At 42.5% G+C, this 26,272-nt stretch carries 22 protein-coding genes; 9 read left to right on the top strand and 13 right to left on the bottom strand.

The window, feature by feature from the left end:
- Positions 1-31 precede the first annotated feature (31 nt).
- Complete coding sequence (gene pheT, locus Aba26S_RS07915; protein WP_043971194.1) at positions 32-2,413, top strand: phenylalanine--tRNA ligase subunit beta; 2,382 nt, start codon at positions 32-34, stop codon at positions 2,411-2,413.
- Positions 2,410-2,706, top strand: coding sequence for an integration host factor subunit alpha (locus Aba26S_RS07920; protein ID WP_000126166.1), 297 nt, complete (start codon positions 2,410-2,412; stop codon positions 2,704-2,706). Before pheT ends, Aba26S_RS07920 begins: the two co-directional genes overlap by 4 nt.
- A 104-nt stretch (positions 2,707-2,810) precedes the next feature.
- Here Aba26S_RS07920 and Aba26S_RS07925 read toward each other — a convergent pair whose 3' ends face one another.
- From Aba26S_RS07925 to trxA, 3 genes are all read right to left on the bottom strand, one after another.
- Positions 2,811-3,053: a hypothetical protein gene (locus Aba26S_RS07925; RefSeq protein ID WP_043971196.1), complete on the bottom strand. Its 243-nt coding sequence runs from the start codon at positions 3,051-3,053 to the stop codon at positions 2,811-2,813.
- Positions 3,054-3,442: 389 nt separating this feature from the next.
- A complete protein-coding gene (gene rho, locus Aba26S_RS07930; protein ID WP_004881796.1) occupies positions 3,443-4,711 on the bottom strand; it encodes a transcription termination factor Rho in 1,269 nt (422 codons plus the stop codon).
- A gap of 328 nt (positions 4,712-5,039) precedes the next feature.
- The gene (trxA, locus tag Aba26S_RS07935; protein ID WP_005239599.1) at positions 5,040-5,366 is read right to left on the bottom strand and encodes a thioredoxin; all 327 of its coding nucleotides are present in this window, start codon (positions 5,364-5,366) and stop codon (positions 5,040-5,042) included.
- 273 nt (positions 5,367-5,639) lie between these two features.
- Here trxA and ppx point away from each other — a divergent pair, with 273 nt between their 5' ends.
- Genes ppx through Aba26S_RS07960 form a run of 5 tightly spaced genes read left to right on the top strand, consistent with a single transcriptional unit; the run spans position 5,640 to position 10,775 of the window.
- Positions 5,640-7,160 carry an exopolyphosphatase gene (gene ppx / locus Aba26S_RS07940; RefSeq protein WP_005239597.1) on the top strand — a complete coding sequence of 507 codons (1,521 nt, stop codon included), beginning with the start codon at positions 5,640-5,642 and terminating at the stop codon, positions 7,158-7,160.
- A 33-nt stretch (positions 7,161-7,193) separates the two neighbouring features.
- Complete coding sequence (locus tag Aba26S_RS07945; RefSeq protein ID WP_005239596.1) at positions 7,194-8,018, top strand: acetyl-CoA carboxylase carboxyltransferase subunit alpha; 825 nt, start codon at positions 7,194-7,196, stop codon at positions 8,016-8,018.
- A complete protein-coding gene (gene tilS / locus Aba26S_RS07950; protein WP_081408440.1) occupies positions 7,955-9,346 on the top strand; it encodes a tRNA lysidine(34) synthetase TilS in 1,392 nt (463 codons plus the stop codon). The genes Aba26S_RS07945 and tilS overlap by 64 nt, the downstream gene beginning before the upstream one ends.
- 3 nt (positions 9,347-9,349) lie before the next feature.
- Positions 9,350-10,189: a pyrroline-5-carboxylate reductase gene (gene proC, locus Aba26S_RS07955; protein ID WP_005239592.1), complete on the top strand. Its 840-nt coding sequence runs from the start codon at positions 9,350-9,352 to the stop codon at positions 10,187-10,189.
- A 16-nt stretch (positions 10,190-10,205) separates the two neighbouring features.
- On the top strand, positions 10,206-10,775 hold the full coding sequence (locus tag Aba26S_RS07960; protein ID WP_005239590.1) for a YggT family protein: 570 nt from the start codon (positions 10,206-10,208) through the stop codon (positions 10,773-10,775).
- 41 nt (positions 10,776-10,816) lie between these two features.
- Here Aba26S_RS07960 and Aba26S_RS07965 read toward each other — a convergent pair whose 3' ends face one another.
- A complete protein-coding gene (locus tag Aba26S_RS07965) occupies positions 10,817-11,947 on the bottom strand; it encodes an acyltransferase (protein WP_043971202.1) in 1,131 nt (376 codons plus the stop codon).
- Positions 11,948-12,070: 123 nt separating this feature from the next.
- Positions 12,071-14,836 (bottom strand): DNA polymerase I, encoded by a 2,766-nt coding sequence (gene polA, locus Aba26S_RS07970; protein WP_043971203.1) that lies wholly within the window; start codon positions 14,834-14,836, stop codon positions 12,071-12,073.
- A 188-nt stretch (positions 14,837-15,024) separates the two neighbouring features.
- On the opposite strand from polA, the gene Aba26S_RS07975 reads away from it, so the two are divergent.
- Positions 15,025-17,892: a DUF2339 domain-containing protein gene (locus Aba26S_RS07975; RefSeq protein ID WP_043971205.1), complete on the top strand. Its 2,868-nt coding sequence runs from the start codon at positions 15,025-15,027 to the stop codon at positions 17,890-17,892.
- Here the strand turns inward: Aba26S_RS07975 and Aba26S_RS07980 are convergent, their stop codons facing one another.
- Together Aba26S_RS07980 and Aba26S_RS07985 are read right to left on the bottom strand one after the other, a co-directional pair.
- The gene (locus Aba26S_RS07980) at positions 17,893-18,810 is read right to left on the bottom strand and encodes a mechanosensitive ion channel family protein (protein ID WP_005239586.1); all 918 of its coding nucleotides are present in this window, start codon (positions 18,808-18,810) and stop codon (positions 17,893-17,895) included.
- Positions 18,811-18,819: 9 nt separating this feature from the next.
- On the bottom strand, positions 18,820-19,641 hold the full coding sequence (locus Aba26S_RS07985; protein ID WP_043971208.1) for a hypothetical protein: 822 nt from the start codon (positions 19,639-19,641) through the stop codon (positions 18,820-18,822).
- A gap of 93 nt (positions 19,642-19,734) precedes the next feature.
- On the opposite strand from Aba26S_RS07985, the gene gspE reads away from it, so the two are divergent.
- A complete protein-coding gene (gene gspE, locus Aba26S_RS07990) occupies positions 19,735-21,225 on the top strand; it encodes a type II secretion system ATPase GspE (RefSeq protein ID WP_043971210.1) in 1,491 nt (496 codons plus the stop codon).
- A 67-nt stretch (positions 21,226-21,292) separates the two neighbouring features.
- On the opposite strand, the gene Aba26S_RS07995 is transcribed toward gspE, so the two are convergent.
- The 6 genes from Aba26S_RS07995 to Aba26S_RS08020 all read right to left on the bottom strand — a co-directional run bounded on the left by Aba26S_RS07995 (position 21,293) and on the right by Aba26S_RS08020 (position 26,102).
- Positions 21,293-21,727, bottom strand: a complete 435-nt coding sequence (locus tag Aba26S_RS07995) for an organic hydroperoxide resistance protein (RefSeq protein WP_005239582.1) — start codon at positions 21,725-21,727, stop codon at positions 21,293-21,295.
- Positions 21,728-22,062: 335 nt separating this feature from the next.
- Entirely contained in the window at positions 22,063-22,425 is a 363-nt protein-coding gene (locus Aba26S_RS08000; protein WP_005239581.1) for a DUF4951 domain-containing protein, read from the bottom strand.
- A 210-nt stretch (positions 22,426-22,635) separates the two neighbouring features.
- Positions 22,636-23,460, bottom strand: a complete 825-nt coding sequence (locus tag Aba26S_RS08005; protein WP_005239580.1) for a carbon-nitrogen hydrolase family protein — start codon at positions 23,458-23,460, stop codon at positions 22,636-22,638.
- Between the two features lie 28 nt (positions 23,461-23,488).
- Positions 23,489-24,010, bottom strand: a complete 522-nt coding sequence (gene gigB / locus Aba26S_RS08010) for an anti-anti-sigma factor GigB (protein ID WP_043971212.1) — start codon at positions 24,008-24,010, stop codon at positions 23,489-23,491.
- Positions 24,011-24,112: 102 nt separating this feature from the next.
- On the bottom strand, positions 24,113-25,081 hold the full coding sequence (gigA, locus tag Aba26S_RS08015) for an RsbU family protein phosphatase GigA (protein ID WP_005239578.1): 969 nt from the start codon (positions 25,079-25,081) through the stop codon (positions 24,113-24,115).
- A gap of 133 nt (positions 25,082-25,214) precedes the next feature.
- Positions 25,215-26,102, bottom strand: coding sequence for a VacJ family lipoprotein (locus tag Aba26S_RS08020; RefSeq protein WP_043971215.1), 888 nt, complete (start codon positions 26,100-26,102; stop codon positions 25,215-25,217).
- Between the last annotated feature and the right edge of the window lie 170 nt (positions 26,103-26,272).

Genomic DNA, 26,272 nt, shown 5'->3' on the forward strand with positions numbered 1-26,272 from the left:
AGTTTTTCAGGATTAAAGAAGGTTTATACACATGAAAATTAGTGAAAATTGGTTGCGCAGCTGGGTAAACCCAGCCATTGATAGCGATACATTGTCTGATCAATTGACCATGTTGGGTTTGGAAGTTGATGAATTAGCGCCTGTTGCAAAACCATTTACGGGTGTAGTTGTCGGTGAAGTGCTCACAGTTGAACAACACCCAGATGCAGATCGTTTACGTGTGACTACGATTAATATCGGTTCAGGTGAACCCTTACAGATCGTCTGTGGTGCGCCAAATGTTCGCGTGGGCATGAAAGCCCCTGTTGCGACGATTGGTGCAGTACTGCCAGGTGATTTTAAAATTAAAAAAGGCAAGTTACGTGGTGTTGAATCACAAGGCATGCTTTGCGGTGCTTCGGAAATTGATTTAGAAGACAAAATTGATGGATTGCTCGAGTTACCTGCTGATGCACCGGTAGGAATGAATATTCGTGAATACTTAAAACTTGATGACAATGTGATTGACATCAGTATTACGCCAAACCGTGGTGATTGTTTTAGTATTCGTGGTATTGCCCGTGAAATCGCAGTCATTAACCAGCTTGAACTGAATGAACCGAAGATTCAAGCCATTCCAGCGACCATCGCGGATGAGAAAGCGGTGAACATCAGCACAGAGGGTACGCCTCGTTATTTAGGTCGTATCGTTAAGAATGTGAATGTGAAAGCGCCGACACCTGAATGGATGGAACAAGCATTGTCACGTTCAGGCATTCGCACGCATAGTATTTTGGTCGATATTACCAACTATGTATTGCTTGAACTTGGTCAACCGATGCATGCCTTTGACTTGGCCAAAATCGACGGTTCAATTCAAGTGCGCCAAGCACAGCCACAAGAAAAATTGACCTTGCTTAATGATCAAGAAGTTGAATTGCAAGATGACATGATGGTCATTGCAGATGATCAGAAGTTATTGGCCATTGCAGGGATCATGGGTGGGCTGGATTCATCAGTAACCGATGAAACTCAAGATATCTTCCTTGAAAGCGCATTCTTTGCACCTTTAGCCATTGCAGGTCGTGCACGTCGTTTCGGTTTGCATACTGACTCATCTCAGCGCTATGAGCGTGGTGTGGACTTTGAGTTGCCAATGAGCGCAATGCATCGTGCTTCTGAGTTGATTCAAGCCTTTGCAGGTGGTGAGTTTGGTCCAATTACAGTTGCTGAGCAAGTTGCTTTATTGCCAAAGCGTGAAGCGATTGCACTAAAACAAGCACAAGTAGACCAGTTGTTGGGTTATCAAGTGGCGGGCGATTTTATTGCTGATGCGTTAACACGTTTGGGCTGTGTGGTTGAAAGTAAAGCACAAGGTGAATGGAGCGTCGTTCCGCCATCACATCGCTATGATATGGCAATCTATCAAGATCTGATTGAAGAAGTGGCGCGTATTCACGGCTATGACAATATTCAAATCAGTTTGCCAAAAATTGATGTGAAACTGGAAAAGTATCAAGACCGTTTTGAAATTGCACAATTGCGTCAAACTGCGGTGACACTAGGTTACCAAGAAGCCATTAGCTTTAGTTTTGCTGATGCCAAGCTTGAAAAGCAATTGAATCCAAATGTACATCCATTAATGCTGGCTAATCCAATTTCAAGTGATTTGGCCGCAATGCGCAGTACCTTGTTATCAAGCCTGATCCCATGTGTGCAGTACAATTTAAACCGCCAGCAACAGCGTGTACGTTTCTTTGAGCTTGGTCTGCGTTTTGATTATCAAAATGCACAAAGCATCCATGACCTGAAACAGATTCCAACCTTGGCATTGATCGCTGTTGGCTCTCGTACACCAGAGTCTTGGCATGCGAAGCCGCAGGCAATGGATTTCTTTGATTTCAAAGGTGAGGTTGAGGAGATTTTGGCTGCAGGACGTATCGGTGCTGAGTTTGTTCGTACGGAACGTGCTTGGTTACATCCGGGTCAGTCTGCTGAAATTTTAGTGAATGGACAGTCGATTGGTTATCTTGGTCGCTTACATCCTTCACTGGAAAGTGAGCTGGATTTGGGTATAACTTGGGTGGCTGAGCTGGATCAGCAGGCAGTTTTGCAATCTTATGTATCTAATTTTACAGAATTATCACGTTTTCCATCGGTTAGACGTGATATTGCGCTTTTAATCTCTGATAATATTGAGGTAAGAGATATTCAGCGGTTAATTGAGCAGACTGGTGGTGAGTTACTCGACTCAACATGGTTGTTCGATGTGTATACGGGGCAAGGGGTTGAACAAGGCAAACGCTCTTTAGCTTTTGCAGTGCTCTGGCAACATCCAACTCGTACGCTTGAAGATGCTGAAATTAAATCTGGTATGGATAACATTATTCAAGTGTTGGAAGACACTTACCAAGCGACATTGAGGGCCTCATGACAGCATTAACAAAAGCAGATATGGCGGACCATTTAAGTGAGCTTACTAGCTTAAATCGCCGCGAAGCAAAACAAATGGTCGAGCTATTCTTTGACGAAATCAGTCAGGCATTAATTGCTGGCGAACAAGTCAAACTTTCTGGCTTCGGTAATTTCGAATTACGTGATAAACGTGAACGTCCAGGGCGTAATCCAAAGACGGGTGAGGAAATTCCAATTTCTGCTCGTCGCGTGGTCACCTTCCGAGCGGGTCAGAAATTTAGACAGCGTGTTGGAAATGAGCAGATCGATTGATCTGCTTTTTTTATACTTGTATTTTTAGTTTTATTTTTTGGCCAAAAAATTAGACATAAAAAAAGAGAACCGTTAGGTTCTCTTTTTTATAATCTAAAATTAGATTATTGAGCAGCAGAAGCTTCAGCAGCAACGTCAGAAGCAGCAGCTTCAGCAACGTCAGAAGCAGCAGCAGCAACGTCAGAAGCAGCAGCGTCAACAGCTTCTACAGCTTCAGATGCAGCTTGTACAGCTTCAGATGCAGCAGCAGTAGCGTCAGTAGCTGGAGCTTCTTCTTTCTTAGAGCAACCAACGAAAGCTAAAGTAGTAGCAATAGCAGCAACAACAGCGAATTTTTTGAATAACATGGCATCACTCTCATAAATTTGTGAGATTAAAAAAAACCTGAGTTAGTCTGTTTGTGCTTTTATTATTCCTAAACGCTTTAGGTAACAACGCAGGGAGCAGTCTAACTGGTCTGTCGCTATCGTATCAAAGCCATTCATGAATTACTACTGTTCTGTCCAACAAAACGACAAAAATGGGCAGAATTTGGCTATTTTTTGATAGAAAATAACTATGGATAGTAAAATATAAATCGGTAAATTATGTGTTTTGGGTAGGGCTATAAAATTATTTTTATTTAAATCAATTAGATAGTGAAATAACGGAATTTCCATTATTCATGTAAAAATTCTGTAAGCGTGTCAACCAAATAAAAAAAGCTACCATTAAGGTAGCTTTTTTAGGCTGAAATTTAAGTCGATGCTTTACGTTTCATCTGATCAAAGAAATCATCATTGGTTTTGGTTTCTTTCATTCGATCCAATAAGAATTCCATCGCAGCAAGTTCATCCATAGGATGGAGTAATTTACGTAAAATCCAAACTTTACGTAGATTTTCTTCACCCATTAAGCGCTCTTCGCGACGAGTACCTGATTTCTTGATGTTCATTGCAGGGAATACGCGTTTCTCAGCAATACGACGGTCAAGGGTAATTTCTTGGTTACCTGTACCTTTAAACTCCTCGTAGATGACATCATCCATCTTACTGCCCGTTTCAATCAGTGCAGTCGAGATGATCGTTAATGAACCGCCTTCTTCGATATTACGTGCAGCACCAAAGAAACGTTTTGGGCGCTCAAGGGCATGTGCATCGACACCACCAGTCAACACCTTACCTGATGAAGGAATCACAGTGTTGTAAGCACGGGCAAGGCGAGTAATCGAATCAAGTAAGATCACAACATCTTTTTTGTGTTCAACTAAACGTTTCGCTTTCTCAATCACCATCTCGGCAACTTGAACGTGGCGGGCAGGCGCTTCATCAAATGTTGATGCGACGACTTCACCACGGACAGTACGTTCCATTTCCGTGACTTCTTCAGGGCGTTCGTCAATTAAAAGCACAATTAAGAATACTTCAGGATTATTACGAACAATGGATTGCGCAATAGTTTGCAATAACATTGTTTTACCCGCTTTAGGTGGCGCAACAATAATCGAGCGTTGACCTTTACCAATTGGTGCAATCAGATCGACCACACGGGAAGTCAAGTCTTCAGTTGTACCATTACCGAGTTCCATGACCAATTGTTCAGTTGGAAATAGCGGTGTAAGGTTTTCAAATAAAATCTTATTACGTGAGTTTTCAGGTGTATCGTAGTTAATCTGGTTTACTTTTAATAAAGCAAAATAACGCTCACCTTCTTTTGGTGGACGAATGGTACCCGTAATGGTATCACCCGTACGCAGGTTAAAACGGCGAATCTGTGATGGGCTGACATAAATGTCATCTGGTCCCGCTAAATATGAACCAGCCGCAGAGCGTAAAAAGCCAAAACCATCAGAAAGAATTTCGAGAACACCATCACCAAAGATTTCTTCGCCATTCATGGCATGGCGTTTTAGAATGGCAAAAATAATATCTTGTTTACGGTTACGTGCCATGCCTTCAAGGCCCATAAACTCCGCAATTTTAATGAGTTCGCCAATGGGTTTTTTCTTGAGTTCAGTTAAGTTCATAAGTGGTCAGACAGAATGGAATAAGTGGAGGACTACGTTAGGGAAAGAATAAAAAATCGACCGCATACATACATGCTGAGGTAATTGTATTTACACAACCACGATTCAGTAGTCTGGTTCATTGTTTCAGAGAGATATGTGAAAACAATTGTTATTGCCGAGCGGCGATCTTATGTTTTGTGTCTTGTAAGAAGCGCAATGAAGTAGATTCCATTCAAAGCTTCTTGATCCAGAAATATAGAGGAAATCAAGCAAATTGTCAATTTTTACGAAAAAATACGCCATTTAAAAATAGCGTATTTCGTCTATTGACCATGTAACAATTGGATTAGATGTTTTGGTCAATGAAAGCTGCAAGCTTTGAACGTGGTGCTGCGCCAACTTGTTGAGCAACAACTTCACCATTTTTAAACATCAATAATGCCGGAATGTTACGGATGTTATATTTTACAGCAGTATCTTCACATGCAGTCACGTCAACTTTAACGATTTTTACTTTACCTGCATATTCATTTGACAAGTCTTCAAGTACTGGTGCAATGGCTTTACATGGTGCACACCAGCCAGCCCAGAAATCAACAAGTACAGGAGTTTCAGCATCTAAAACATCTGCTTGGAAGTTTGCATCAGTTGTATTAACAATAGTCGCAGACATGAGGTTGCTCCAAATTTAAGGAATAAAGTGCGAATTTGATCATCATCACGATGAATATTACATTGCTACTTTACTCAATGTAAGGGTTTGTTCCGATTATTCAAGTTTGAAAATGAAAAGTCTAATGGATGCTCACGATGTTGATCATCGACTTCTACAATCATTTATGCACGAAAAGCAAAAATACGTGGCTTTTATTGATGAAAATGACTTTAAAATTGTAAGCATGTGAATTACTCTAATGCGTGAATTGAGCATGGGTTTATATGAATAATGTCTGATTTTCTGATTGATGAAGAATTACTTGCTGCGATTGATATGGGATCGAACAGTTTCCATCTGGCAATTGCTCGTGTTGATCACGGTGAAGTTAAGAAAGTTGCTTCAATGTCAGAAAAAGTACAGTTGGCTGCCGGGCTGGATGAAAATAAGAATTTAACAGAAGCTGCGCAACAACGTGGACTGGCATGTTTAGCACGTTTCGTTGGGCGTTTGAGTTCGGTACAACCGAATCGTTTACGTATCGTGGCAACCAATGCGTTAAGACAAGCAAAAAATGGCCACGAATTTATTCAGAAAGCGGCTGAAATTTTACCTAAACCAATAGAAATTATTGCGGGACGGGAAGAGGCACGTCTGATCTATCTTGGTGTTTCTCATACCATGGCGAATGGTGGGCGTCGCTTGGTAGTGGATATAGGCGGGGGTTCAACCGAGTTTATTATTGGTGAAGAGTTTGAACCCTTACATACCGAATCATTGCAGATGGGCTGTGTTGCTTATAGTAAAACCTATTTCCCGGATGGTGAAATTTCACTGAAGGCCTTTGATAAGGCTGTAGTTGCTGCGCGTAAAGAAATGTCTGCCATTGCCAATACCTATAAATCTGTAGGCTGGGATACCGTCGTCGGTTCAAGTGGAACGATTAAGGCCTGCCGTCAGATTGCGGTAAATCTTGGCTTAAGTGATGAGCAGGAAAATCTGACCCGTGATGGTTTATATAAATTAAAAGATCGATTGCTTAAATTTAAACATATTACTGAAATTGATTTTGAAGGTCTGCGAGAAGACCGTCGAGCAGTTTTGCCAGCTGGACTTGCAATTTTGTTTGCCATTTTCGAAGTTCTCGATATTGATAAATTGGCATATTCGGATGGTGCATTACGTGAAGGCGTGATGTATGACCTGCTAGGCCGTTTCAAGCATGAAGATATTCGTGATCGTAGTGTGCAAGCGTTGATGGGGCGCTATAACGCCGATCCAAAACAAGCAGAACGCGTAGTCAATACGGCACAGGAATTATTTGATGGGGTAGCAGATTCTTTAAAATTAACGACTGAAGACAGTGACTTACTGCGTCGTGCTGCTTATTTACATGAAATTGGATTAGCGATCAGTCACGGTGGCTATCATCGTCATGGTGCTTATTTATTACAACATTCCGATATTCCTGGTTTTTCACAAATTGATCAAAATCACCTTTCACACTTGGTTTCTCATCATCGTCGTAAGCTACGTGCGGATGCAAAAAATGATGTTTTAAAGGTGGGCGGTAGCCATTTACTTTATCTTTGTTTATTGCTTCGTTTGGCTGTTTTGCTGAACCATAGTCGCAGTGATCAGATGCTTCCTGCCATTGAATTGAGTGTTGTAAATGATCAACAATGGCAACTTAGTGTTTCTGGCGATGCGAAACAATGGCCTTTATTGGTTGCAGACTTGCATGATGAGCAAGTGCAATTTAAACATTGGGACATTGAGTTAAATATCCAGTCAGACAAATTTGTTGATTAACAATACATCCTCGTTAGGGATTATCTACGACTTATGAAAAATAAAGCGACTCAGTCCAAGGCTTGGGCTACGGTTCAAATTGCACGACATCCTGAACGTCCGCAATTTCTAGATTATGTCAGTGAAATCTTTACTGAATTTGATGCACTTCACGGTGACCGCCTATATGGTGATGATGGCGCCATGATTGGTGGATTGGCACGTTTTGACGGACAGCCCGTGATGGTGGTGGGTCAGCATCGTGGCCGCAGTACCCGTGAGAAGTTACAACATAACTTTGGGATGTGTAATCCGGAAGGCTATCGTAAATCACAACGTTTGCTTGATATGGCTGAGCGTTTTAATTTACCTGTATTTACTTTTGTGGATACGATGGGTGCATATCCAGGTGTGGGTGCAGAAGAACGCGGTCAGGCAGAAGCGATTGCTACCAGTTTGGCACAACTTTCAAGTTTAAAAGTGCCAGTGATTGCCACGGTTCTTGGTGAAGGTGGTTCTGGTGGTGCGTTGGGTATTGGTGTGGCTGATCGTGTGATTATGCTGTCACATAGTATTTACTCGGTAATTTCACCCGAAGGCTGTGCATCTATTTTATGGAAAACAGCAGATAAAGCAGCACAGGCGAGTGAGGCGCTGGCCTTAACCGCGGACAAGCTGAAAGCGTTGGGTATTGTTGAATATGTTGTGGATGAAGGTGAAGGCGCACATTTGCAGCCTGAAAAAGTCATGCATGATTTAAAAGATGTGCTTAAACAAGCCTTAGATGAATTGCAACCGATGGATGCCCAAGAACGATGCGACGCACGTTATCAACGTTTAATGAAGTTTGGCAGCAGCAATTTAGGCATCGCGTCTTAGCACAAACTCAGCATTTTTCTGAACAAACTCAATTCCTGATTGGGTGTAGCGGCGGCATGGATTCCATGCTGTTGCTGTATTTGATATCTGAACTTTTCCCGACCCAAAGCCGTGTCATTTATATTGATCATCAGCTGCAAAGCATGAGTGCTGAGTGGGGGGCGCTTGTACAACGCCATGCTGAAGCACTGAATATTCCTTTTATTGTTGAAAAAGTTTCTGTTGAAGCGGGTAATTTAGAACAACAAGCACGCAATGCACGTTATCAAGCTTATCAACAGCATTTAAAGTCCAATGAGATTTTAGTCTTAGCACATCATCAACAGGATCAGGCTGAAACATTGTTATTGCGTTTGTTTTCTGGCGCAGGCGTATACGGTTTGGCGGCGATGCAGCATTTTGATGTACGTTCAGATCTGAGCATTTGGCGTCCGTTTCTTCAACTCAGTCGTGAACAAATTGTGCAATGGTCAGCGCAACTCGATTTTGATTATGTGACTGATCCAAGCAATTACGATACGCATTATGACCGGGCATGGTGCCGGGAAGTGCTCTGGCCGGTTTTGCAACAACGTTTCCCAAAAATGCAGGCGGCTATCACGCGTACTAGTGAGTTATTGCAGGATGCGGCTGAAATACTGGATCAGGTATTGCAAGCAGATTGGCAAGATTGTGCAACAGATCGTGAACTTGATCTGAATAAACTAAGTCAACTTTCAACGGCGCGACAACGACAGCTATTGTCTGCTTGGGTGAAAGGAAATGATCAATATCGTCCAAGCTTCGATATGGTGCAACGTTTACAGCAAGAAGTGATTCTGGCAAAACCTGATGCGCAGGCATGCTTGCATATCAATCAGCATTATTTTGTACGTTATCAGAAAAAAATATATCGCTTAACACAGGCTGAGCGTGATGCAGAAAAAACTTCTTCATTTCCAGATGTTTTAATGCAGCATTATGAGATCGGAAAAACGATCGATGTCGCAGCTGGACGATTTACGATTTGCCTTCATAAAATCGGACTTTCAACCCAACTGTTAGGACGTGAGCTCAGCTTGATACAGCGACAAGGCGGTGAAAAGATTCATCTCTATGGACGGGTTGGAAGCTGGCCGTTGAAAAAAGCCATTCAAGAGGCACAGATTTTGCCTTGGTTACGTCATACAATTCAAATATTAGTCGTAGATAATGTTATGCTTGGGGTTTTTAGCCCAAAGGGTTTTTGGTTGGCGCAATCTGAGTATTTAGAACAGGGTGGTTGGCAACCAAGTTTAATTTCTGACTGTAATGACTTTTTTCATCAGTCTATTTCATATGACGAGTAGGACATGGCGACAGCATTGAATAAAAATATTTGTTTTATTGGCGGCGGTAACATGGCGCAAGCCTTAATTGGTGGATTACTTTCTCGTGGATTACCGACTACACGGATTACCGTTTCTGACCCTGTAGAGCAAATTCGCCACATCCTAGAAGAAAAGGGAATTCAGACCACCATAGACAATGTGGAAGCGATTAAAAATGCGGATGTGGTGGTGTTGGCTGTTAAACCACAAGTCTTAGCAACGGTATTACAACCATTAACAGGCCTGTTGTCAGATAAACTAGTCATTTCAATTATTGCGGGTGCTGAAATTCAAACCATTTCAGATTTAATTGGCGGTAGTCAACGCGTTGTTCGTGTTATGCCAAACACCCCCGCATTGGTACAAACAGGTGCACACGGTATTTATGCATCTGAAGCTGTGGGTACGCAAGATCGTGAGTTAACCAGTCAAATTTTAGCAGCGACAGGTTTAACCATCTGGGTGGACAGTGAAGCACAAATTGATGCGGTTACCGCCGTATCGGGTTCAGGTCCTGCGTATTTCTTCTATTTGATGGAAAGTATGATTCGTGCAGGTAAGAACTTGGGCCTAGATGAGAAAGTCGCGACTGCTTTAACATTGCAAACGGCATTAGGTGCAGCGCAAATGGCGATTACCAGCTCAAACTCTCCTGCAGAATTACGTAAAAATGTGACATCTCCAAACGGCACAACCCAAGCAGCTTTAGAAGTGTTTGATCGTGCGCAGATTTCACAAAATATTCAAGCAGCGCTTGCAGCAGCTCAGAAGCGTAGCCAAGAGCTTGCGCAAGAGTTGAGTGACAAGTCTAAATCGGTTTAAGTAGGATAAGACAATTATGGGTGCAAGTTCTGCGCTAATTTTTGGTGTTTTGATCAATGTTGCGATTTTATTGGTCTTTTTCCGTTTTTTAATGCAATTGGCGGCAGTCAGTCCCTACAATCCTGTGGTGCTTTCTACAGCGAAAGCGACCAGAATTGTAGATGTTTTTAGCCGTATTTTCCCAACAGTCGGCAAAGGGCGCGTGAATTTAGCAGCAGTTGCCTTATTGGTGGTGCTGTATTTACTGAAAATGTTTGGTCTGATGTATTTGTCTGGACAGATGCCGCATAGCGCCGTGTATTTGGTGATCACGACTTTTGTGACCATGATTCAGGACTTGATCCGTTTCTGTCGTTACTTGATTTTTGCAACCATCATTCTCAGTTGGGTGGTGATGTTTACCCAGTCTCGCTCGCCTTATATCGAAGTGATTCAGGAGCTAGCTGAGCCATTGCTTGCACCATTCCGTCGTATCTTACCGAATATGGGGATGATTGACTTATCTCCAATTCTGGCATTCTTGGCACTCTACGTGGCTGAGATCTTGATGAATGAAGCGGCTAAAGTTCTGTTAACCGGTCTTTAAGCGGTATGGCTTCAATAAAAAATGGGCATCTTGCCCATTTTTTATTTCTTGATCCAGCGTTGTCGGATCGCTCGATTGAGTGGGTTGGAAAAGTAGCGTGCAATCAAGCCACCGAGTCCAATCGCAAGTAAAAAATAGATGAATAATAACAGTAGTTTGATATTGCCTTCAGTCAGGGCAGGCGTATAAAAAAGTTTAAAAGTACCTAAAATAATCAGATGGAATAAATAAATTTCATAACTATTCTTGCCGATCTCCTGTAACCACTTAAAACGCGGCTTCGGAGTTGTGATCTGTTCATTGGCGATATTTGCCAGAATCAGAATGGCGGTTGCAAGTGCAAATAGACTAATGCCCCAAACACAGTTTTGTTTAATCGGTGCTGAAAAGTAAATGAATAGCATTGCAGTAATGGCAATGATTTTTAGCCATCGCCAAGTTTGGGCTTGCAACTTCATTTGAGGTGCGATTAATGCTGCAATGCAACCAAAGGCAATCCCATCAAAACTGGAGAAGTAATGATAGAGGTAGGCACCACTTTCCTCACCGTAATGTAAATATCTAAAATACGGTGCAAAGAGAATCACGGCAACACAGACAAATAGAAAGTAGGGGTTTTTCTTAAATAGCAGTGCTGTCAGCGGAAAAAGCAGATAAAACACTTCTTCAACCGATAACGACCAGAGCACCCCAAGTGCATAGTTGACCCAACCATTTTCAATGATCAGGATGTTCATCCAGAAGGTTAATGCCGCCAAGTTGACCGTTGACTGGGCCACCACAATACCATTTGGAGCTTGGGTCATAAAGGGTTTAAGTTCCAATGCTCCTAACAAATTCACCAGACAGATCAGCAAAATCAAGGTCGGCATGATGCGAGCAAATCGTGAAATATAAAAGTCCCGAGTATTGACCTGATGGAGTGCACCCCAGCGCTTGATGGTATGTGAGGTGATTAAATAACCTGAGATCACAAAGAACATGGTGACCCCATAGTTGCCGTTTCGGGCTAAAAGCGTGGTAATGCTTTCGCCAAAAACCTGAAAGCCGATTGAGGTATCAAACAGCTTATAGGGGATATTAAAGTGATGCAGTAACACCAAGCAGATTGAAATAAAACGCAGTGAATCAATGGAGTGATAACGGTTAAATTGAACTTGATTAAAGGACATGTTGCATTCCTATCTCCTTTGCGGATTAATTTTTATCAGTTATTCTTTATTATTGGTGTTCTTGTAGCGCAGGGGAGTTGATCCCCTGTCTGCAAGAAACTTTTATTGAGTGGTTGTCAGCGCTTAGTGAGCAGCGTCCCAGTTTGGACCTTGTCCAACTTCCACCACAAATGGCACTGAAATTTCCAATACCGATTGCATCACATCAGCAATTTGTTTTGAAAGTTCATCTGCAATTGCAGCATCAGCCTCGAATACCAATTCATCGTGTACCTGTAGTAACAGCTTGGCTTGATCTTTAGGTAGCATTTTATCGACTGCGATCATCGCCAGTTTAATAATATCCGCTGCGCTGCCTTGTAACGGTGCATTAATGGCTGCACGTTCAGCTGCCTGTTTAATCATTTTATTGCTGGCCATAATGTCTGGCGTGTATAGACGACGACCTAAAATGGTTTCAACAAAACCTTGTTCACGCGCAATTTGTCGTGTGCGCTCCATATAATCCAAAACACCTGGATAACGCTGGAAGTAACGGGCGATATAGCTACGCGATTCTTCACGGCTAAAACCGAGCTGCCGGGTGAGACCGAATTCAGACATGCCATAGAGCAGACCAAAGTTCACCGCCTTGGCTTGACGACGTTGGTCATTGGTCACATCTTCAATGGCAATACCAAGCACTTCAGATGCGGTACGACGGTGCACGTCCTGACCTTGTTGAAAGGCATGAACGAGCGCATCATCTTGTGAGAAATGTGCCATCAAACGCAATTCGATTTGTGAATAATCGGCTGCCAATAAGACGCGACCTTCAGGTGCAATAAAGGCTTTACGAATTTGACGGCCAATTGGGGTACGGATGGGAATATTTTGCAAGTTTGGATCGGTTGAAGACAAACGGCCTGTTGCAGTTAAGGCTTGGTGATAACTGGTATGCACGCGATGGGTTGAATCGTGTGATTGTTTAATCAAACGATCGGTATAGGTGTTTTTGAGTTTTGCCAGACCACGGTGTTCCAAAATCACTTCGGCTAAAGGATGCTCGATTTTTTCCAGAATACTTTCACTGGTGCTGTATTGACCTGTCGCAGTTTTCTTACCGCCTTTGAGTCCAAGCTTTTCAAATAGAACTTCACCGACTTGTTTTGGCGAGGCAACATTAAAGGCTTCGCCTGCCAATTCAGTTGCTTGTGCCTCAAGGCTTTGTATGGTTTTAGAGAATTCAACACTGAGTTGATCGAGGAATTGATGATCGAGCTTAATGCCATCTTCTTCCATGCCAGTGAGGACACGCGCAACCGGCATTTCGATGTTATGTAGGATATTGACCAATTCAGGATGGCTTTTTAGTTTTGCTGCTAACACTTCGTATAAACGATAAGTGACATGCGCATCTTCGGCAGCATAATGTGCCGCAACTTCAAGCTCAATTTGGTTAAAGGTTTTTTGTTTGGCACCTTTACCTGCGATCTGTTCAAAAGTTGTGGTCAAATGGCTGAGATAAAGTCGAGCGACATCATCCATACCATGTCGGGTTGCTGCGGCATTCAATACGTATGAAGCCAGCATGGTATCGAAATACCAACCTTGAATGGTGATGCCATGATTGGCAAAGATATGTGCATCATATTTGAGATGATGACCAATTTTCTTCACGTTTTCATTTTCAAGAATCGGTTTGATCTGAGCAAGAACCTGCTCGCGATTGAGCTGCTCAGGTGCACCTTCATAATCATGTGCAACTGGAACGTAATAGGCATCCTTGGCATCAAACGCCACAGAGAAACCGACCAGTTCGGCAAAACGATAATCCAGATTGGTGGTTTCCGTATCAATTGCAAAGTGATCGGCCTGCTGCATACGGTGTAATAAGACATCCCAATCGTGTTGATTCAGTACCGTATGATAAGTGGCTTCACCGAGTTGATCATCTTGACTAGACAGATTGGCGTGGTCTTCGGCAACCACGGGTTCTGCTTTTTGTTCAGCCTTGGCAATGCTTTGTGCCGTTTGCTGATAGGCTGAACTGTTTGGATTGTTTGGATGATCCAAAGACTGTAACTGATTACGGAATTCTAATTCAGTGTATAGATCACGAAGCTGCTCCACATTTGGATTAGACAGTTTCAGGTCATGCCAATCCAAAGCAAGATCGAGATCACAGACAATACTGGCCAGTTGGTGGTCAATTTTTATATTGTCTACATTGTCTTTGATATTTTGGCTAATTTTGCCTTTAAGCTGATCAGCGTTGGCAATGATATTGCTGAGTGTGCCGTATTCATTTAACAGTTTCGCTGCGGTTTTTGCACCGACACCAGGTACACCCATAATACCGTCAGATGCATCGCCCATAAGCGTAAGATAATCAATGATTTGATTTGGATGTACACCAAATTTTTCAAACACACCGGCTTCATCTAAAACACGTTCTTTAAAACTGTCTTCCAGTTTGACATGTTGATTGACCAACTGTGCCATGTCCTTGTCACCTGTTGAGATCAAGACATGATGGCCTTCAGCCAAAGCGCGTTTAGTTAAGGTTCCGATGATATCATCCGCTTCAGCTCCAGGAAGGCTGTAAAGTGGAATACCTTGGGCTTTGATGAGCGCATGTAAATAGGGAATCTGTTGTGACAATTCCTCAGGCATACTTGGGCGATCACCCTTATAGATGGGTGATAGTTTGTGACGAAAGGTTGGCTCTGGTGTATCAAAAATCACAGCCATATGTGTCGGTTGGGTACGACGCATCAGTTTCTGAATGGCTGAGATTGCGCCACGAATGGCATTGGTATGTAAGCCAGTCGACGTGGTTAATGGAGGTAAGGCGTGAAAAGCACGAAATAAAAAATAAGACCCGTCAACCAAGACAAAAGGTGGCATTGCGCAAATCCTAATTATAAATTACTTAGTATTTTACGTGAAAAAGTGGTGGCTGTCTTATCTGAACTGGACAGAGAGCGGCTGCTTGTGTCGTTTAAAATTTGCAGTATTTTGTATGTAACAATACCTGCTGATCTGGTGATCAAGTAAGATAGCCGCAATGAAGCTGTCATAATTGATATAAGTCTATGTATAAAAAAGATAAACAGGGACTCATCGTCGTTTTAATTGGCTTGGCCGTGTTGCTTGTGGCTGCAATTGCATTGAAGTGGCAGGGTACTGTTGCTGCTGCCAGCATTGGCTTGACCGTTGTTATTGTGCACATTCTGTCTGAAATTCATCAGCGTTTAACTCGGCTTGAGCAAGCCGCGCCGAACCATTTCGCACCACTGACGGGCATCGGCGTACAAAAAATTGTAATTTATGCGACCGCATTACTTGCACTGTTTGCCTATGCCAATACGTGGATGTGGCTTGCGGGTGGGGCGTTATTGGTACTGTTGCTCTGCTTGATTCAAACCATCAGTGCTTTTCAAACCCGATTGCTGCATTTAGAGCAGGTCGCAACACAATCGATAAAGCAAGAGACTTCAATTCAGTCGCAGCCTTTTTCTGATGATCAGGGAATTGATCTCACTCAATCGGCAGCTTCTGCTACTGCAATTGTAGAGCAACCACAAACTGCTTGGATGCAAGCCAGTCCTGAATCAGTCCAGACAGCGACACAACAAAATTCAATTTCTCCAAGGTCTAAACCTAAACAGCCAGCTTGGTGGCAACCCGCACTGGATTGGATGATGCATGGCAATCCAATTCTCCGTGTCGCTGTCGCCATACTCATGGTTGGTGTGGTGTTATTATTACGTTTTGCCAGTGAACATTGGCAACTCAGCCTCGGTGTTAAACTGGGTTTTATTGCCAGCGCAGGTGTCATCACCACCCTTGCAGGTTATTGGCTGCAAAAGAAAAATCAATTATTTGCAGTTGCGCTACAAGGCGTCGGTCTGGCGGTTGTATTCCTGACACTGATTTTCTCACACCATTTTGCGGTCATTGCCAGTTTAAGCACGGCCAGTATTTTATTTGTGATTTTATTATTGGTGACGGTCTGTCTGAGTTTAAAGCAACAAGCCCTATATTTAGCGATGTTGGCTTTAACTATGGCTTATCTTGCGCCATTGCTAATTCCACAAAATCATCCTGATGTGATTTTCTTATTTGGCTACTACTTGGTCATTAACTTGGCTGTGGCTGCATTGAACTTTATTCAGCCATGGAAAATCCTGCATCAAATTGCCTTCTTTGCCACCATGTTTATTGGTGGATCAACAATTGGAATTTACGCAGAAACATCGCAGTTTAATACCTTGGATATGATTCTGTGGCTACATATGGCGCTGTTTATCTGGCTTAGTATTCGTTACAGCCAATTGATGGTGCGGGCGCAAAATCAGCGTTTAGCGTCAGATCAGCAAATCGGTCTGAAAACGCAGCGTTTACAACCGATTTTAGATGTTGGGCTAATTTTTAGTGTCCCTGTATTGGGCTTTTCATTACATGCCTATCTAATGCAGAACTCGACAGCAGCACTCACTTGGGGAGCGGTTGCACTCGCGCTTGTTTATATCAGTCTCAATGTTTGGATTAAACGTCAGTATCCCCAACTTTCAATTTTAGCCAAAAGCTTTTTCATCCTTGCCGTGGTCTTCGTTGCGTTGATTTTTCCATTGGCCAAAGGGGCACATTGGACATCAACAGGTTGGGTGATTCAGGGAACCGCACTGATTGTCTGGGGCGTGACCGAGCGTTACCGATTAAGCCGTTATGTGGGCGTGGCGCTGGTGCTGTTAAGTTCGATGGCATTGCTGTTCCAAGTCTGGTCAAATGATCATTTCCCGATCCTAAGTACTGCAATTTTTGCATTGGCTCAATTTATATCGGCGTTTTACCTACTGCATTACCAAGCAGTGGAGAAGTATTTCAGCGCACGGATGTTAAGTGGTGTATTTCTGGCACTTGGGCTGTATTCGGGAGCAATTGCTGGCGTTGAGTGGATGCAATGGCAACAGGATGGACTGAGCCCTTATCTTGCGATTGCAGCCACGTTGTTGCTGTTATTTAGTGTGGCTGTGTATCTTAAATCACGTTTGCAATGGGGCAATCTACAACTGATTTTGGCGGCGGTGTTATTGTTGCTGCTTTATGTGGAAAGTTTTGCTGTACAGATCTATTCGGTTGGGCATTGGCCAAGTGGTTTAAGTCAGCTGAGCTTTGCCATCGCTGCAACCTTATTATCATTACTCCTAATCAGCTTGAATTTGAACAAGCCGAAAGGAGATGCCAAGATTTGGGTCACTTTAGTCTGGCTGGGTTTAGCTTTGATTGGCCTCGCTATTTTTCCAATCATGCCGATTGCAGCACTTGGGTTAATACCTGTGAGCTATAGTGTCTGGTTGTTGCTATCCAATAGAACCTCGCTATTGCATCAGTTCCCTGTATGGTGTCTAACCCTCTTTTGGTTAGTGTTAATGAGTTTAGATCCAGATTCGGTGCAACAGTACTATTTCCTACCGCTTCTAAACGTCACTGATCTTTTGTCTTTATTGGTGTTTGCAGGTCTGATCTGGGTTATTTATCATCATGACTTTAGTGCAGAGCGTTCGATCGAGTGGGGCTTTAAAGTCAGCACGATTTTAATTGGCTTGTTGGTGTTGAGTAGCGTGGTGGTGCGTGCCATGCATCATTATTTGGGCACACCATTCTGGAGCGCAGCAATTTGGTCGAATGGTGATGTGCAACTCAGTCTGACGTTGTTATGGGTGATTTTGGCCTTTATTCTGATGACCTTTTCCAGCCGTCGCCACATCCGGCAAATTTGGTTTGTTGGTGCTGCATTATTAGCGATTGTGGTGGTGAAACTGTTGTTATTGGATCTATCACAAAGCGGCACATTGACTCGTGTAATTTCATTTATTGGTGCAGGAGTCGTGATGTTGGTGATTGCCTATCTGGCACCTTTGCCGCCTGCAATAGAACAGACTCAGAAAGAGCGCTGATTACTGCTCTTTCTGTTCTTTTTTGAGTTCTTTTTGATTGGCATATTGATCGACTTCATCATTTTCTAAGGGAAGTGGTCGATCAATCAGACCCATTTTCGGTACAGGAATTTCGATCTGATTTTGTAGAAAGCCATTACGGATACGTTCCTGCATTTCATCGCGGACTTTGAGTGAGTTTTCCTGACGACACCATACTGCAAATAATAGTTCGATTGAAGACTCCCTGAAAGCAGTCACGGTAACCGTGGCTTTGGGGTCATCCATCACCAGCGGGTATTTGGCGGCAACGTCTAACAGCACATGTCGCACTTTAATAATGTCTTCATGGAAATTAATTGCCAAGGTGATTGGAATACGCCGTATTGGATATTTGGATAGGTTCATCACCGGTGTTCGGATCAACTGTTCATTCGGCAAACGAATATAAACATTGTCGAGTGTGAGTAATTTCACTGAAAGTAAGTCAATTGAAATCACTTCACCTTCAATGGTTTGCCCACGAATTAAAGTAATTTGAATCGTATCGCCGACTTCAAATGAACCTTCACCAATCAAGAAAAGACCACTGATCAAGTTGCTGGCAGAGGTTTGTGAAGCAAAACCCAAGGCAACGGTTAATATCCCTGCCGCACCTAAAAAGACACTGAGTTTAAAGCCTGCCTCTCTTAAGCTGGTCATAATGAACAGCAAGAAGATGAAGTAAAAAATACCTCGACGCCAGAGCAGGCGTTGATGCGCATTAAATCGGCTGCCTACAGTGCGGATAAAGGCATTCGAAACCAAACGAGCAATTAAAAAACCAATGAAACATAAAATAATCGCGACCACGATTTCACTGAGTCGCTCAAAGTTGATGTTGGTGAAAACATTGGTCAGGCTGCCAGCAACATCTTTGGGAATATTTGAATTCGGCATGGCAACCCCTTAAAAGAATGAATCAAACATATTGAATAAGGTACTGCCTGGGGCACGAGGTGGGTGCACATAAACCACTTCACCCGCAGGACTTGGGGTTTTGTTTTCGATTCTGATACGTGCAGGGTGGTCGGTACCCTCGTAATAGACTTTGATTTGTGAGGTCCATAACCGCCCCGTACTTTCACTATAAAATAAAGGCAGCGCAGGGACGGGTACATTCATACGGTCAAAGCGCAGTTGATGATGACTGGTATTGTGGAACTCAATCGGAGTCACTGCGCGGAACGCACGGGGTTTGAGTAGATTCAAATCAATACGCCCGTCGACTGAAGTCGCATAGCAAATCTCGCCATTCTGCGGATCTTTACCAAACCAGGTGTCTTTGGGTTGAATCACTGGAATATCAAATAAAGGCTCAGAGAGCCCATCCACCAAACCTGCAATCCATAAAGGGGTGCTGATATATAAGGTTCCGCGTTGACCCGCAGGAATATAAATTGGATCAACAGGTCGAATCACCACTGAGCGATCGGCCAAACGGGGCATCAGGTGGAAGCTGCTATTGGTTTTATGAAACATATAGCGTTCAATTTTTGCTGGGGGCGGCATGGCAAACTCAGTATCGTTCAGAATTTTCCATTGCTGTTCATAGTCGTGCTGAGACTGTGGACGATGATATTCCAAACGCCACTCTTTAATACCGCGTGTCAGACGAAACAGTAATGACCCGAATTGCCAAGCTTTGGTTTGCTGGATTTCAAATTGTTGTTCGCCCCACCATTTCAAACTATTGGAATGCGGCGCTTCATGTTGATTATTTTGAGACAAGATGCAAAATTCCTGTGTGAGTATGCTAAACAGACTTCACGCTGTAATCTGCTTAGAGTACACTCACTGCTTTCTTTTATCATTATTTGTGTGATGCAAATACTTAAACAAATACAAATTCCTTATAGTTTCGCTAAACGACATGGCGTTTTGTTACGTTATGAAGGCGATCAAGTTTTTATTGTACGACGCAAGGACACCGCGCGTATTGCTTTGCAGGAAGCTCGCCGAATTTTGGGAAAATCAGCTCATGATCAACTTTGTACTGATCAAGAGTTTCACGCCTTACTCAGTTCTAGCTATGCAGGGGATACAGGGGAGTCGCAGCAGGTTGCTGCAGGCTTGGAAGATCATCCCGATCTTTTGAGTCTGGCCGATCAAGTGCCTGAAGCCGAAGACTTGATGGATCAGGAAGATGATGCGCCGATCGTGCGTCTAATCAATGCATTACTGTCAGAAGCGATTCGGGTTAGTGCCTCGGATATCCATATTGAGGCTTTTGAGAAAAAACTCTCTGTACGTTTACGTGTTGATGGGCAATTGCGTGAAATTGTACAGCCACGCCGTGAATTAGCGCCGTTGCTAGTATCACGTATCAAAGTCATGGCCAAACTGGATATTGCCGAGAAGCGGATTCCGCAAGATGGTCGTATCTCATTGCGTCTTGCAGGGCGTGAAGTGGATGTGCGTGTTTCGACGTTACCGTCTTCACATGGTGAGCGGGTGGTGATGCGTTTGCTCGATAAGCAAGCAGGGCGTTTAAACATGACGCATTTGGGCTTGATGCAGAATGACTATGAACGTTTAACGCAATTGGTGCATCGTCCGCATGGCATTATCTTGGTCACAGGCCCAACGGGTTCGGGTAAAACCACCACACTATATGCGGCACTATCTGATTTGAATGACAATACCCGTAATATTTTGACCGCTGAAGATCCGATCGAATATCAATTGGAAGGGATTGGCCAAACTCAGGTCAATACCAAAGTCGATATGACCTTTGCGCGTGCGCTCAAGGCGATGTTACGTCAAGATCCTGATGTGGTGATGGTCGGTGAGATTCGTGATCTGGAAACTGCTGAAATTGCGGTGCAAGCTTCTTTAACGGGTCACTTGGTCTTGTCAACACTGCATACCAACACCGCGATTGGTGCAGTGACGCGTCTGAAGGATATGGGAATTGAGCCGTTCTTGTTGGCGAGTTCATTGATTGGGGTAATCGCGCAACGTTTGGTACGGACTTTATGTCCGCATTGCGTGACTTGGCGTAAGGCTGATGATTTTGAGCGACAAGTGTTCCAGCACCTTAAAGTGGATGCATATATGCAGCTACCAGAACCACATGGTTGCGAAAAATGCTCACACGTTGGCTTTAGTGGTCGAACCGCAATTTATGAAATTGTGCCTGTAGATGAGTCGATGCGTCGTCTCATTCATGGTAATGCAGCTGAATTTGAACTGGAAAATCATGCACGTCGTTATGCTGCTTCCATTCGTGATGATGGTTTATTAAAAGTTTTGGCGGGGAAGACGACTTTAGAAGAGGTACTTCGTGTCACCAATGAGGCTGCGGAAGAATAATCAAAGCGCTAAATAGAAAAACAGCATGATCTATTCATGCTGTTTTTCTTTGTTGTATGTGAAATGCTTATTCAGCAGTCACGATATTAAAATTCACATCAATATTGCCACGGGTTGCATTTGAATACGGGCAGACAATATGTGCAGCCGCAACCAATTGCTCTGCTTCAGCCTGTTCCATACCAAGTAGATAAACATTTAAAGTCACTTCGATCCCAAAACCATTTGGGATCGGGCCAATCCCGACTTCACCTTCGACATAAGCATCTTTGCTAATTTTGAATTTATCGCGATTGGCAACAAACTTCATTGCACCTAAGAAACAGGCTGAATAGCCAGCAGCAAACAGTTGCTCAGGGTTGGTTACGGCACCACCAGCGCCGCCCATTTCTTTTGGTACGCCTAACTGAACATCTAAAACACCGTCAGAAGAAGTTGCTCGTCCATCACGACCACCCGTTGCTTTTGCTTTCGCACGATAAACCACTTGTTCTAAAGACATGATTATTATTCCTGAATATTATTGAGTGCAATTAGATCGTACTGGATCTAAATTTAAAAACAAGTAAGTAAACGTTGTATGTTCTGACATTTAAAGTGCGAATGTTTGTAGGTTTTGATCTTCGCTTTTGTAGCAATTCCTGCTTTCACGGAAATGCATGTCAGTCATCTATTCTAGTAAGGAAAGTTAAGTCTTGATCTGTTGAAAGAGCGGGGCTTGTCTAGCTGAAACATGATGAATTGTTTTTTTAATAGAGAGATCAAGCTGCTAAAACAAAAAAAGCACAAGTGATCATGCTTATGCTTATAAAAAAAGAGTAATTTTTAAAACTGTCTCTACCAAAGTTCAGCGATCTTTTTCATCAGTCGAGCCCGATAAAGTGCTGTTGGACTGCTCAGATTATTTTGTGCCTCAAGTTCAAAGTGCTGTTGCCAAGCTTTGATCATATCCAAGGTGGCACCTTTTTGCTTAATTACCACAACATCCTCACGTCGAATATTGCTTAATCGTTGCCTTGCACCTTCAGCACCTGTCCCCCAACCAATGACCCATTGCCCAAAAGCATTCAATGATAAATTTTGCGGCGTAGATAAAATGCGAGAAGATTGCATGGACTCATCCCCATCGAGATCAAGCGATGAAGCATGAAGTTGTGCGGTTGTCCCCAAAAAAAATAAAATTAAAATCAATCTAAACATGAATAAAGCTTAATAAGAATTAATTGACGATGTTACATCATTCGTAGTCCAAATCACTTGAATCTGTTCTAGGATGATCAATAATTTGTATTAAATCATGATTCTATAGATCAGACATTTATAAAATTTGATCATCTCAGTCAGATTGTTGCTGTCTGTATTAATTTTATACAATTTATTGTTTAGAGAAAGAGAATAGCAAGAACAAGATCAATAATGAATGATTGTACGATGTTGCATGAGCGGCATTGCTTGACGAAGCTGATTTTGTTCCGCAAGGTTAAAACTGCTGCTAATTAAACCATGGCCTTCGCTGTCAATGCTTTGTAGCAGTTGACCACGACTATCCGTAATAGCTGCATGGCCCCAGGTTTGGCGTTGTTCACCATGCCAGCCTTGTTGTGCAGCGCCTAAAACATGACACTGACTATCCATGGCGCGTGCCTGTAGCAGCAATTGCCAATGCAGTTGACCTGTGGTGTAGGTAAATGCAGCAGGGGCGGTTAAGATATTGGCACCTTGTTGGCGTAAAGTTAAAGCAAGTTCAGGGAAACGTAAGTCATAACAAACCATCAGACCAACATTGCCAAAAGGGGTTTTGGCAACTACCACCTGATTGCCAGGTTCGAAAAATTTAGATTCTTGATACCCCCCAACTGCATCACCCACTTGTACATCAAATAAATGGATTTTGTCATAACGTGCTTCAGTCCTTTCAGGGCTAATACACAGACTTACTGTACGGACCCGGCCATCCGAAATGATTGAACCATCTGGACGAAAAGGGCATGGGAGTGTGCCTGCAATAATCCAGATTTGATAACGATGTGCCAATTGTTCTAAACGTGCTTGAATGACTTCGAATTGCGCAGCAGTTTCGCGTTGCTTGCCCGCTGCAAAGCAAACAAAATTTTCTGGAAAAACAATCAGCTCTGCTCCTTGAGCCTTACTCTGCTGAAGCAATGATTCAATGACATTGAAATTTGCTTCAATGTCATTTTGAGAATTCATTTGTGCAACGGAAAGTAAGGTCATATAGAAGCCACAATACTAGGTTTAATGATCAAGCGTTTTGTTTTTGTACGTCGTGGTTTAAACAATCTTGTTCTTTTTGCAATTGCTTCACCAGTGGTTCAAACATATTCTGATTGTTTTCATTCAAACGCATCAGCGTTTTATGCGCATCAAGTACGGTATTGAGCATAGCACTATGTGTGACATGTTCATCTGTAAGCTCTAGCGTGCATACATTTGGATCGCCGCAGTAATTTAAAATCACAAACACCTGCCCTAGCCCCATGCTGTTGGCTAAGGTGGTAATGTCTGGATTTGTCGACAGCATAACTGCTTGTATGTGATGAGCTTGCTTAAGCTTTAAACCCAATTTTGCTAGTATGCCTAACACAGTACTATCAATAAATGTGGTTGCAGTTAAATCAACGATTGCACCAACAACATTCTGTTGTTGTTCAATCCTGTTGAGTAGTTTGTCTAGACTTATACAAGAGTGAGCACGCACTTCGCCAATAAGCTTGAAAATATGCGTTCCGTTCAAACTTGCATATTCAACATGACCTGTTGACATATAAATGCCATTTTCAGAGAAAGGATATAAAATTATCCCATAGTGATATTGCAGACACAAGTGGTTGCGCGAGGTTATTAAATTAAATAATTGATTTTAATGTTAATTCATTCGGCGGAGGCTCAAAATTGCGATGTCATCTGCAACGTGATCAGGCGCTTTGAAGGAGTCTTTTTGTAGATGTTCGACCAATTGGTTGAACTGATCATTAAGACCACCATCAAAAGGCTCTAAAGCGCCATCTGAGCATAAAATGAACCTTGCATGACGGCTTAATTTACAATGATGTTCTTCAACTTCAAGTTCTTCGGTTAGACCCAAAGGAAAGCTACTGGTGGTTAAAATTTGTGGTGGTTTATTCGGTTCAAAAATAATTGGAGGTGGATAATGCCCAGCACTGGACCAGCGCACCTCATGTGTTGCAAGGTTTAATATACCTGCAACCATGGTAATATGTTTTTCAATGTTTTCCTGTACTAACATGGCATTGAGTTTTTGAATCAACTGACCTGGGGTCTTTGAACGGCCATGAAAAGCGGCCATCCAGGAGGTTAATAAACTACTGGTAACACCATGCCCGGAAACATCGGCAAGATAGAATAAAACCTCTTCATCATTTAGGCGCCAATAATCATACCAATCTCCGGATAAATAAGCAGAAGGCTGAAAAAAGGATTCAAATTGATAATTGGGTAATTCAATTGGATTGGGTAACAGGCGCTTTTGTAATTCTGCCGCAGAGGGTAAATCTCGACTGTCTTGATTGCGTTTGTATTGCGCATCTATTTTAAATAAAGAATGAACTGGGTTTTTAGGTAAACTATCCCAAATCCAACCTGCCAACGCACCTAATTCCCATGCTTGGGCCAAAGCAGCGCCTTCATGTTCAAATGCAAGGACAACGGTAGGAAATTTCCATTGATATTTTAAAAAATCTTGTACATCTGCTATTGCAATGATGGTTTGATCATACAAATCCAAATCATCGATTTGAATAACCTGTAGACTCGGCAACTCAGTTAAAGCTTGATTTAAACAAGGTATAGAGCGGGAAGGTTGAATGAAATACATAGATGAGTAGTCAATCCTTTGTATGATCGTTTTTTAATTCATTCGTAGAAATGAATAAAATCTAGAACATAGTATTGCCAGAGTTTAAATTTTCTGACAATACATAAGTTTGTAAAACATTATTTTAAATAAATCATTTTGCTTTAGAAGCGCCGTCGTCAGCATCATCTACATCACCAACAAAAGAGACGTCATTTGAATCACCACGTTTCTCTGCAATCTGGAATGATTTACGTTGTAAGTAAAAATCTCGGATCATCGAATATTTATCGCCTTTTAGGCTTTCTTCAATATCTAAAATCTGTGAACGTGCATCAACTGCCTGTAATAGATTGGTTGACCAATAAATTCCTTGTTGATCATTTAATAAATATTTTTGAGGGCGGCCAAAACTATCTGCAGCTAAACCAAAACCATCACGAAAGGTACTTGGGCCAAAGAACGGTAACATCACATAAGGACCAGATGGAACGCCATAATAACCAAGAGTTACACCAAAACTTTCTTCTTCAGTATTTAAACCCAAACGACGGGCAGGGTCGGCAAAGCCTAAAGTTGTTAAGGTATTTAAGGTAAAACGACCGAGTGTCTTTGCTGCACGCGTTGGGCGACCTTGAACGAGCTGGTTAACTGCATTCCAAGGCTCACCTAGGTTTTTACGGAACTGACGATATGGGCTGCGAACTGGTTCTGGTACTTTAGCGACATATTGAATCGCAACAGGCTTTAAGATATTTCGATCTAACATATCATTAAAAGCATAAATCTGGCGGTTCAATGGTTGTAGTGGGTCTTTCACTGAATCAGGTTGTGCGGCATTTGCATTCACCTTTAAATCATTCTTGGTAAGATGCTTTAAGTCTTTTATAGCTTGTATGGTTGTAACTTTTTGCTCAGCATTAACCTGAGTGCCAGCTGGAGCCGGTTGAGTGGCTGAATCAGTTGATGTGTCTTGAGCAAATACTGATGAACAAGCCCCAGCAGTTAACAACCCAAGCAAGATAAAATTAGAGTAATGCATATAAGTCCTTAATCGCTGTTAGAGCGAAATGATACAGCCATTAAATGATTGCGCTATTAAACGCAAAACATAGAGGTGAGATATATAGTTTAGTTGTTCTCTTATTATTAAAACAAATTCGATCGAAAAATATAAGAAAAATTGTGATTTTGGTTTAAAAATGTTCACTC

It is taken from the genome of Acinetobacter sp. NBRC 110496, from assembly GCF_000876115.1.
In the GTDB taxonomy this organism is placed as follows: Bacteria; Pseudomonadota; Gammaproteobacteria; order Pseudomonadales; family Moraxellaceae; genus Acinetobacter.

What these genes read in the sequence shown, in the direction of transcription:
- Aba26S_RS07960 (WP_005239590.1), top strand. Translation starts at nt 10,206, where the DNA reads ATGGGTGCAAGTTCTGCGCTAATTTTTGGTGTTTTGATCAATGTTGCG.
- Aba26S_RS08005 (WP_005239580.1), bottom strand. Translation starts at nt 23,460, where the DNA reads ATGACCTTACTTTCCGTTGCACAAATGAATTCTCAAAATGACATTGAA.
- trxA (WP_005239599.1), bottom strand. Translation starts at nt 5,366, where the DNA reads ATGTCTGCGACTATTGTTAATACAACTGATGCAAACTTCCAAGCAGAT.
- Aba26S_RS07980 (WP_005239586.1), bottom strand. Translation starts at nt 18,810, where the DNA reads ATGCCGAATTCAAATATTCCCAAAGATGTTGCTGGCAGCCTGACCAAT.
- Aba26S_RS08020 (WP_043971215.1), bottom strand. Translation starts at nt 26,102, where the DNA reads ATGCATTACTCTAATTTTATCTTGCTTGGGTTGTTAACTGCTGGGGCT.
- Aba26S_RS07965 (WP_043971202.1), bottom strand. Translation starts at nt 11,947, where the DNA reads ATGTCCTTTAATCAAGTTCAATTTAACCGTTATCACTCCATTGATTCA.
- Aba26S_RS07925 (WP_043971196.1), bottom strand. Translation starts at nt 3,053, where the DNA reads ATGTTATTCAAAAAATTCGCTGTTGTTGCTGCTATTGCTACTACTTTA.
- Aba26S_RS07945 (WP_005239596.1), top strand. Translation starts at nt 7,194, where the DNA reads ATGAAAAATAAAGCGACTCAGTCCAAGGCTTGGGCTACGGTTCAAATT.
- tilS (WP_081408440.1), top strand. Translation starts at nt 7,955, where the DNA reads ATGCGACGCACGTTATCAACGTTTAATGAAGTTTGGCAGCAGCAATTT.
- gspE (WP_043971210.1), top strand. Translation starts at nt 19,735, where the DNA reads ATGCAAATACTTAAACAAATACAAATTCCTTATAGTTTCGCTAAACGA.
- rho (WP_004881796.1), bottom strand. Translation starts at nt 4,711, where the DNA reads ATGAACTTAACTGAACTCAAGAAAAAACCCATTGGCGAACTCATTAAA.
- Aba26S_RS07975 (WP_043971205.1), top strand. Translation starts at nt 15,025, where the DNA reads ATGTATAAAAAAGATAAACAGGGACTCATCGTCGTTTTAATTGGCTTG.
- ppx (WP_005239597.1), top strand. Translation starts at nt 5,640, where the DNA reads ATGTCTGATTTTCTGATTGATGAAGAATTACTTGCTGCGATTGATATG.
- polA (WP_043971203.1), bottom strand. Translation starts at nt 14,836, where the DNA reads ATGCCACCTTTTGTCTTGGTTGACGGGTCTTATTTTTTATTTCGTGCT.
- Aba26S_RS07995 (WP_005239582.1), bottom strand. Translation starts at nt 21,727, where the DNA reads ATGTCTTTAGAACAAGTGGTTTATCGTGCGAAAGCAAAAGCAACGGGT.
- Aba26S_RS07920 (WP_000126166.1), top strand. Translation starts at nt 2,410, where the DNA reads ATGACAGCATTAACAAAAGCAGATATGGCGGACCATTTAAGTGAGCTT.
- pheT (WP_043971194.1), top strand. Translation starts at nt 32, where the DNA reads ATGAAAATTAGTGAAAATTGGTTGCGCAGCTGGGTAAACCCAGCCATT.
- gigA (WP_005239578.1), bottom strand. Translation starts at nt 25,081, where the DNA reads ATGTATTTCATTCAACCTTCCCGCTCTATACCTTGTTTAAATCAAGCT.
- gigB (WP_043971212.1), bottom strand. Translation starts at nt 24,010, where the DNA reads ATGTCAACAGGTCATGTTGAATATGCAAGTTTGAACGGAACGCATATT.
- proC (WP_005239592.1), top strand. Translation starts at nt 9,350, where the DNA reads ATGGCGACAGCATTGAATAAAAATATTTGTTTTATTGGCGGCGGTAAC.
- Aba26S_RS08000 (WP_005239581.1), bottom strand. Translation starts at nt 22,425, where the DNA reads ATGTTTAGATTGATTTTAATTTTATTTTTTTTGGGGACAACCGCACAA.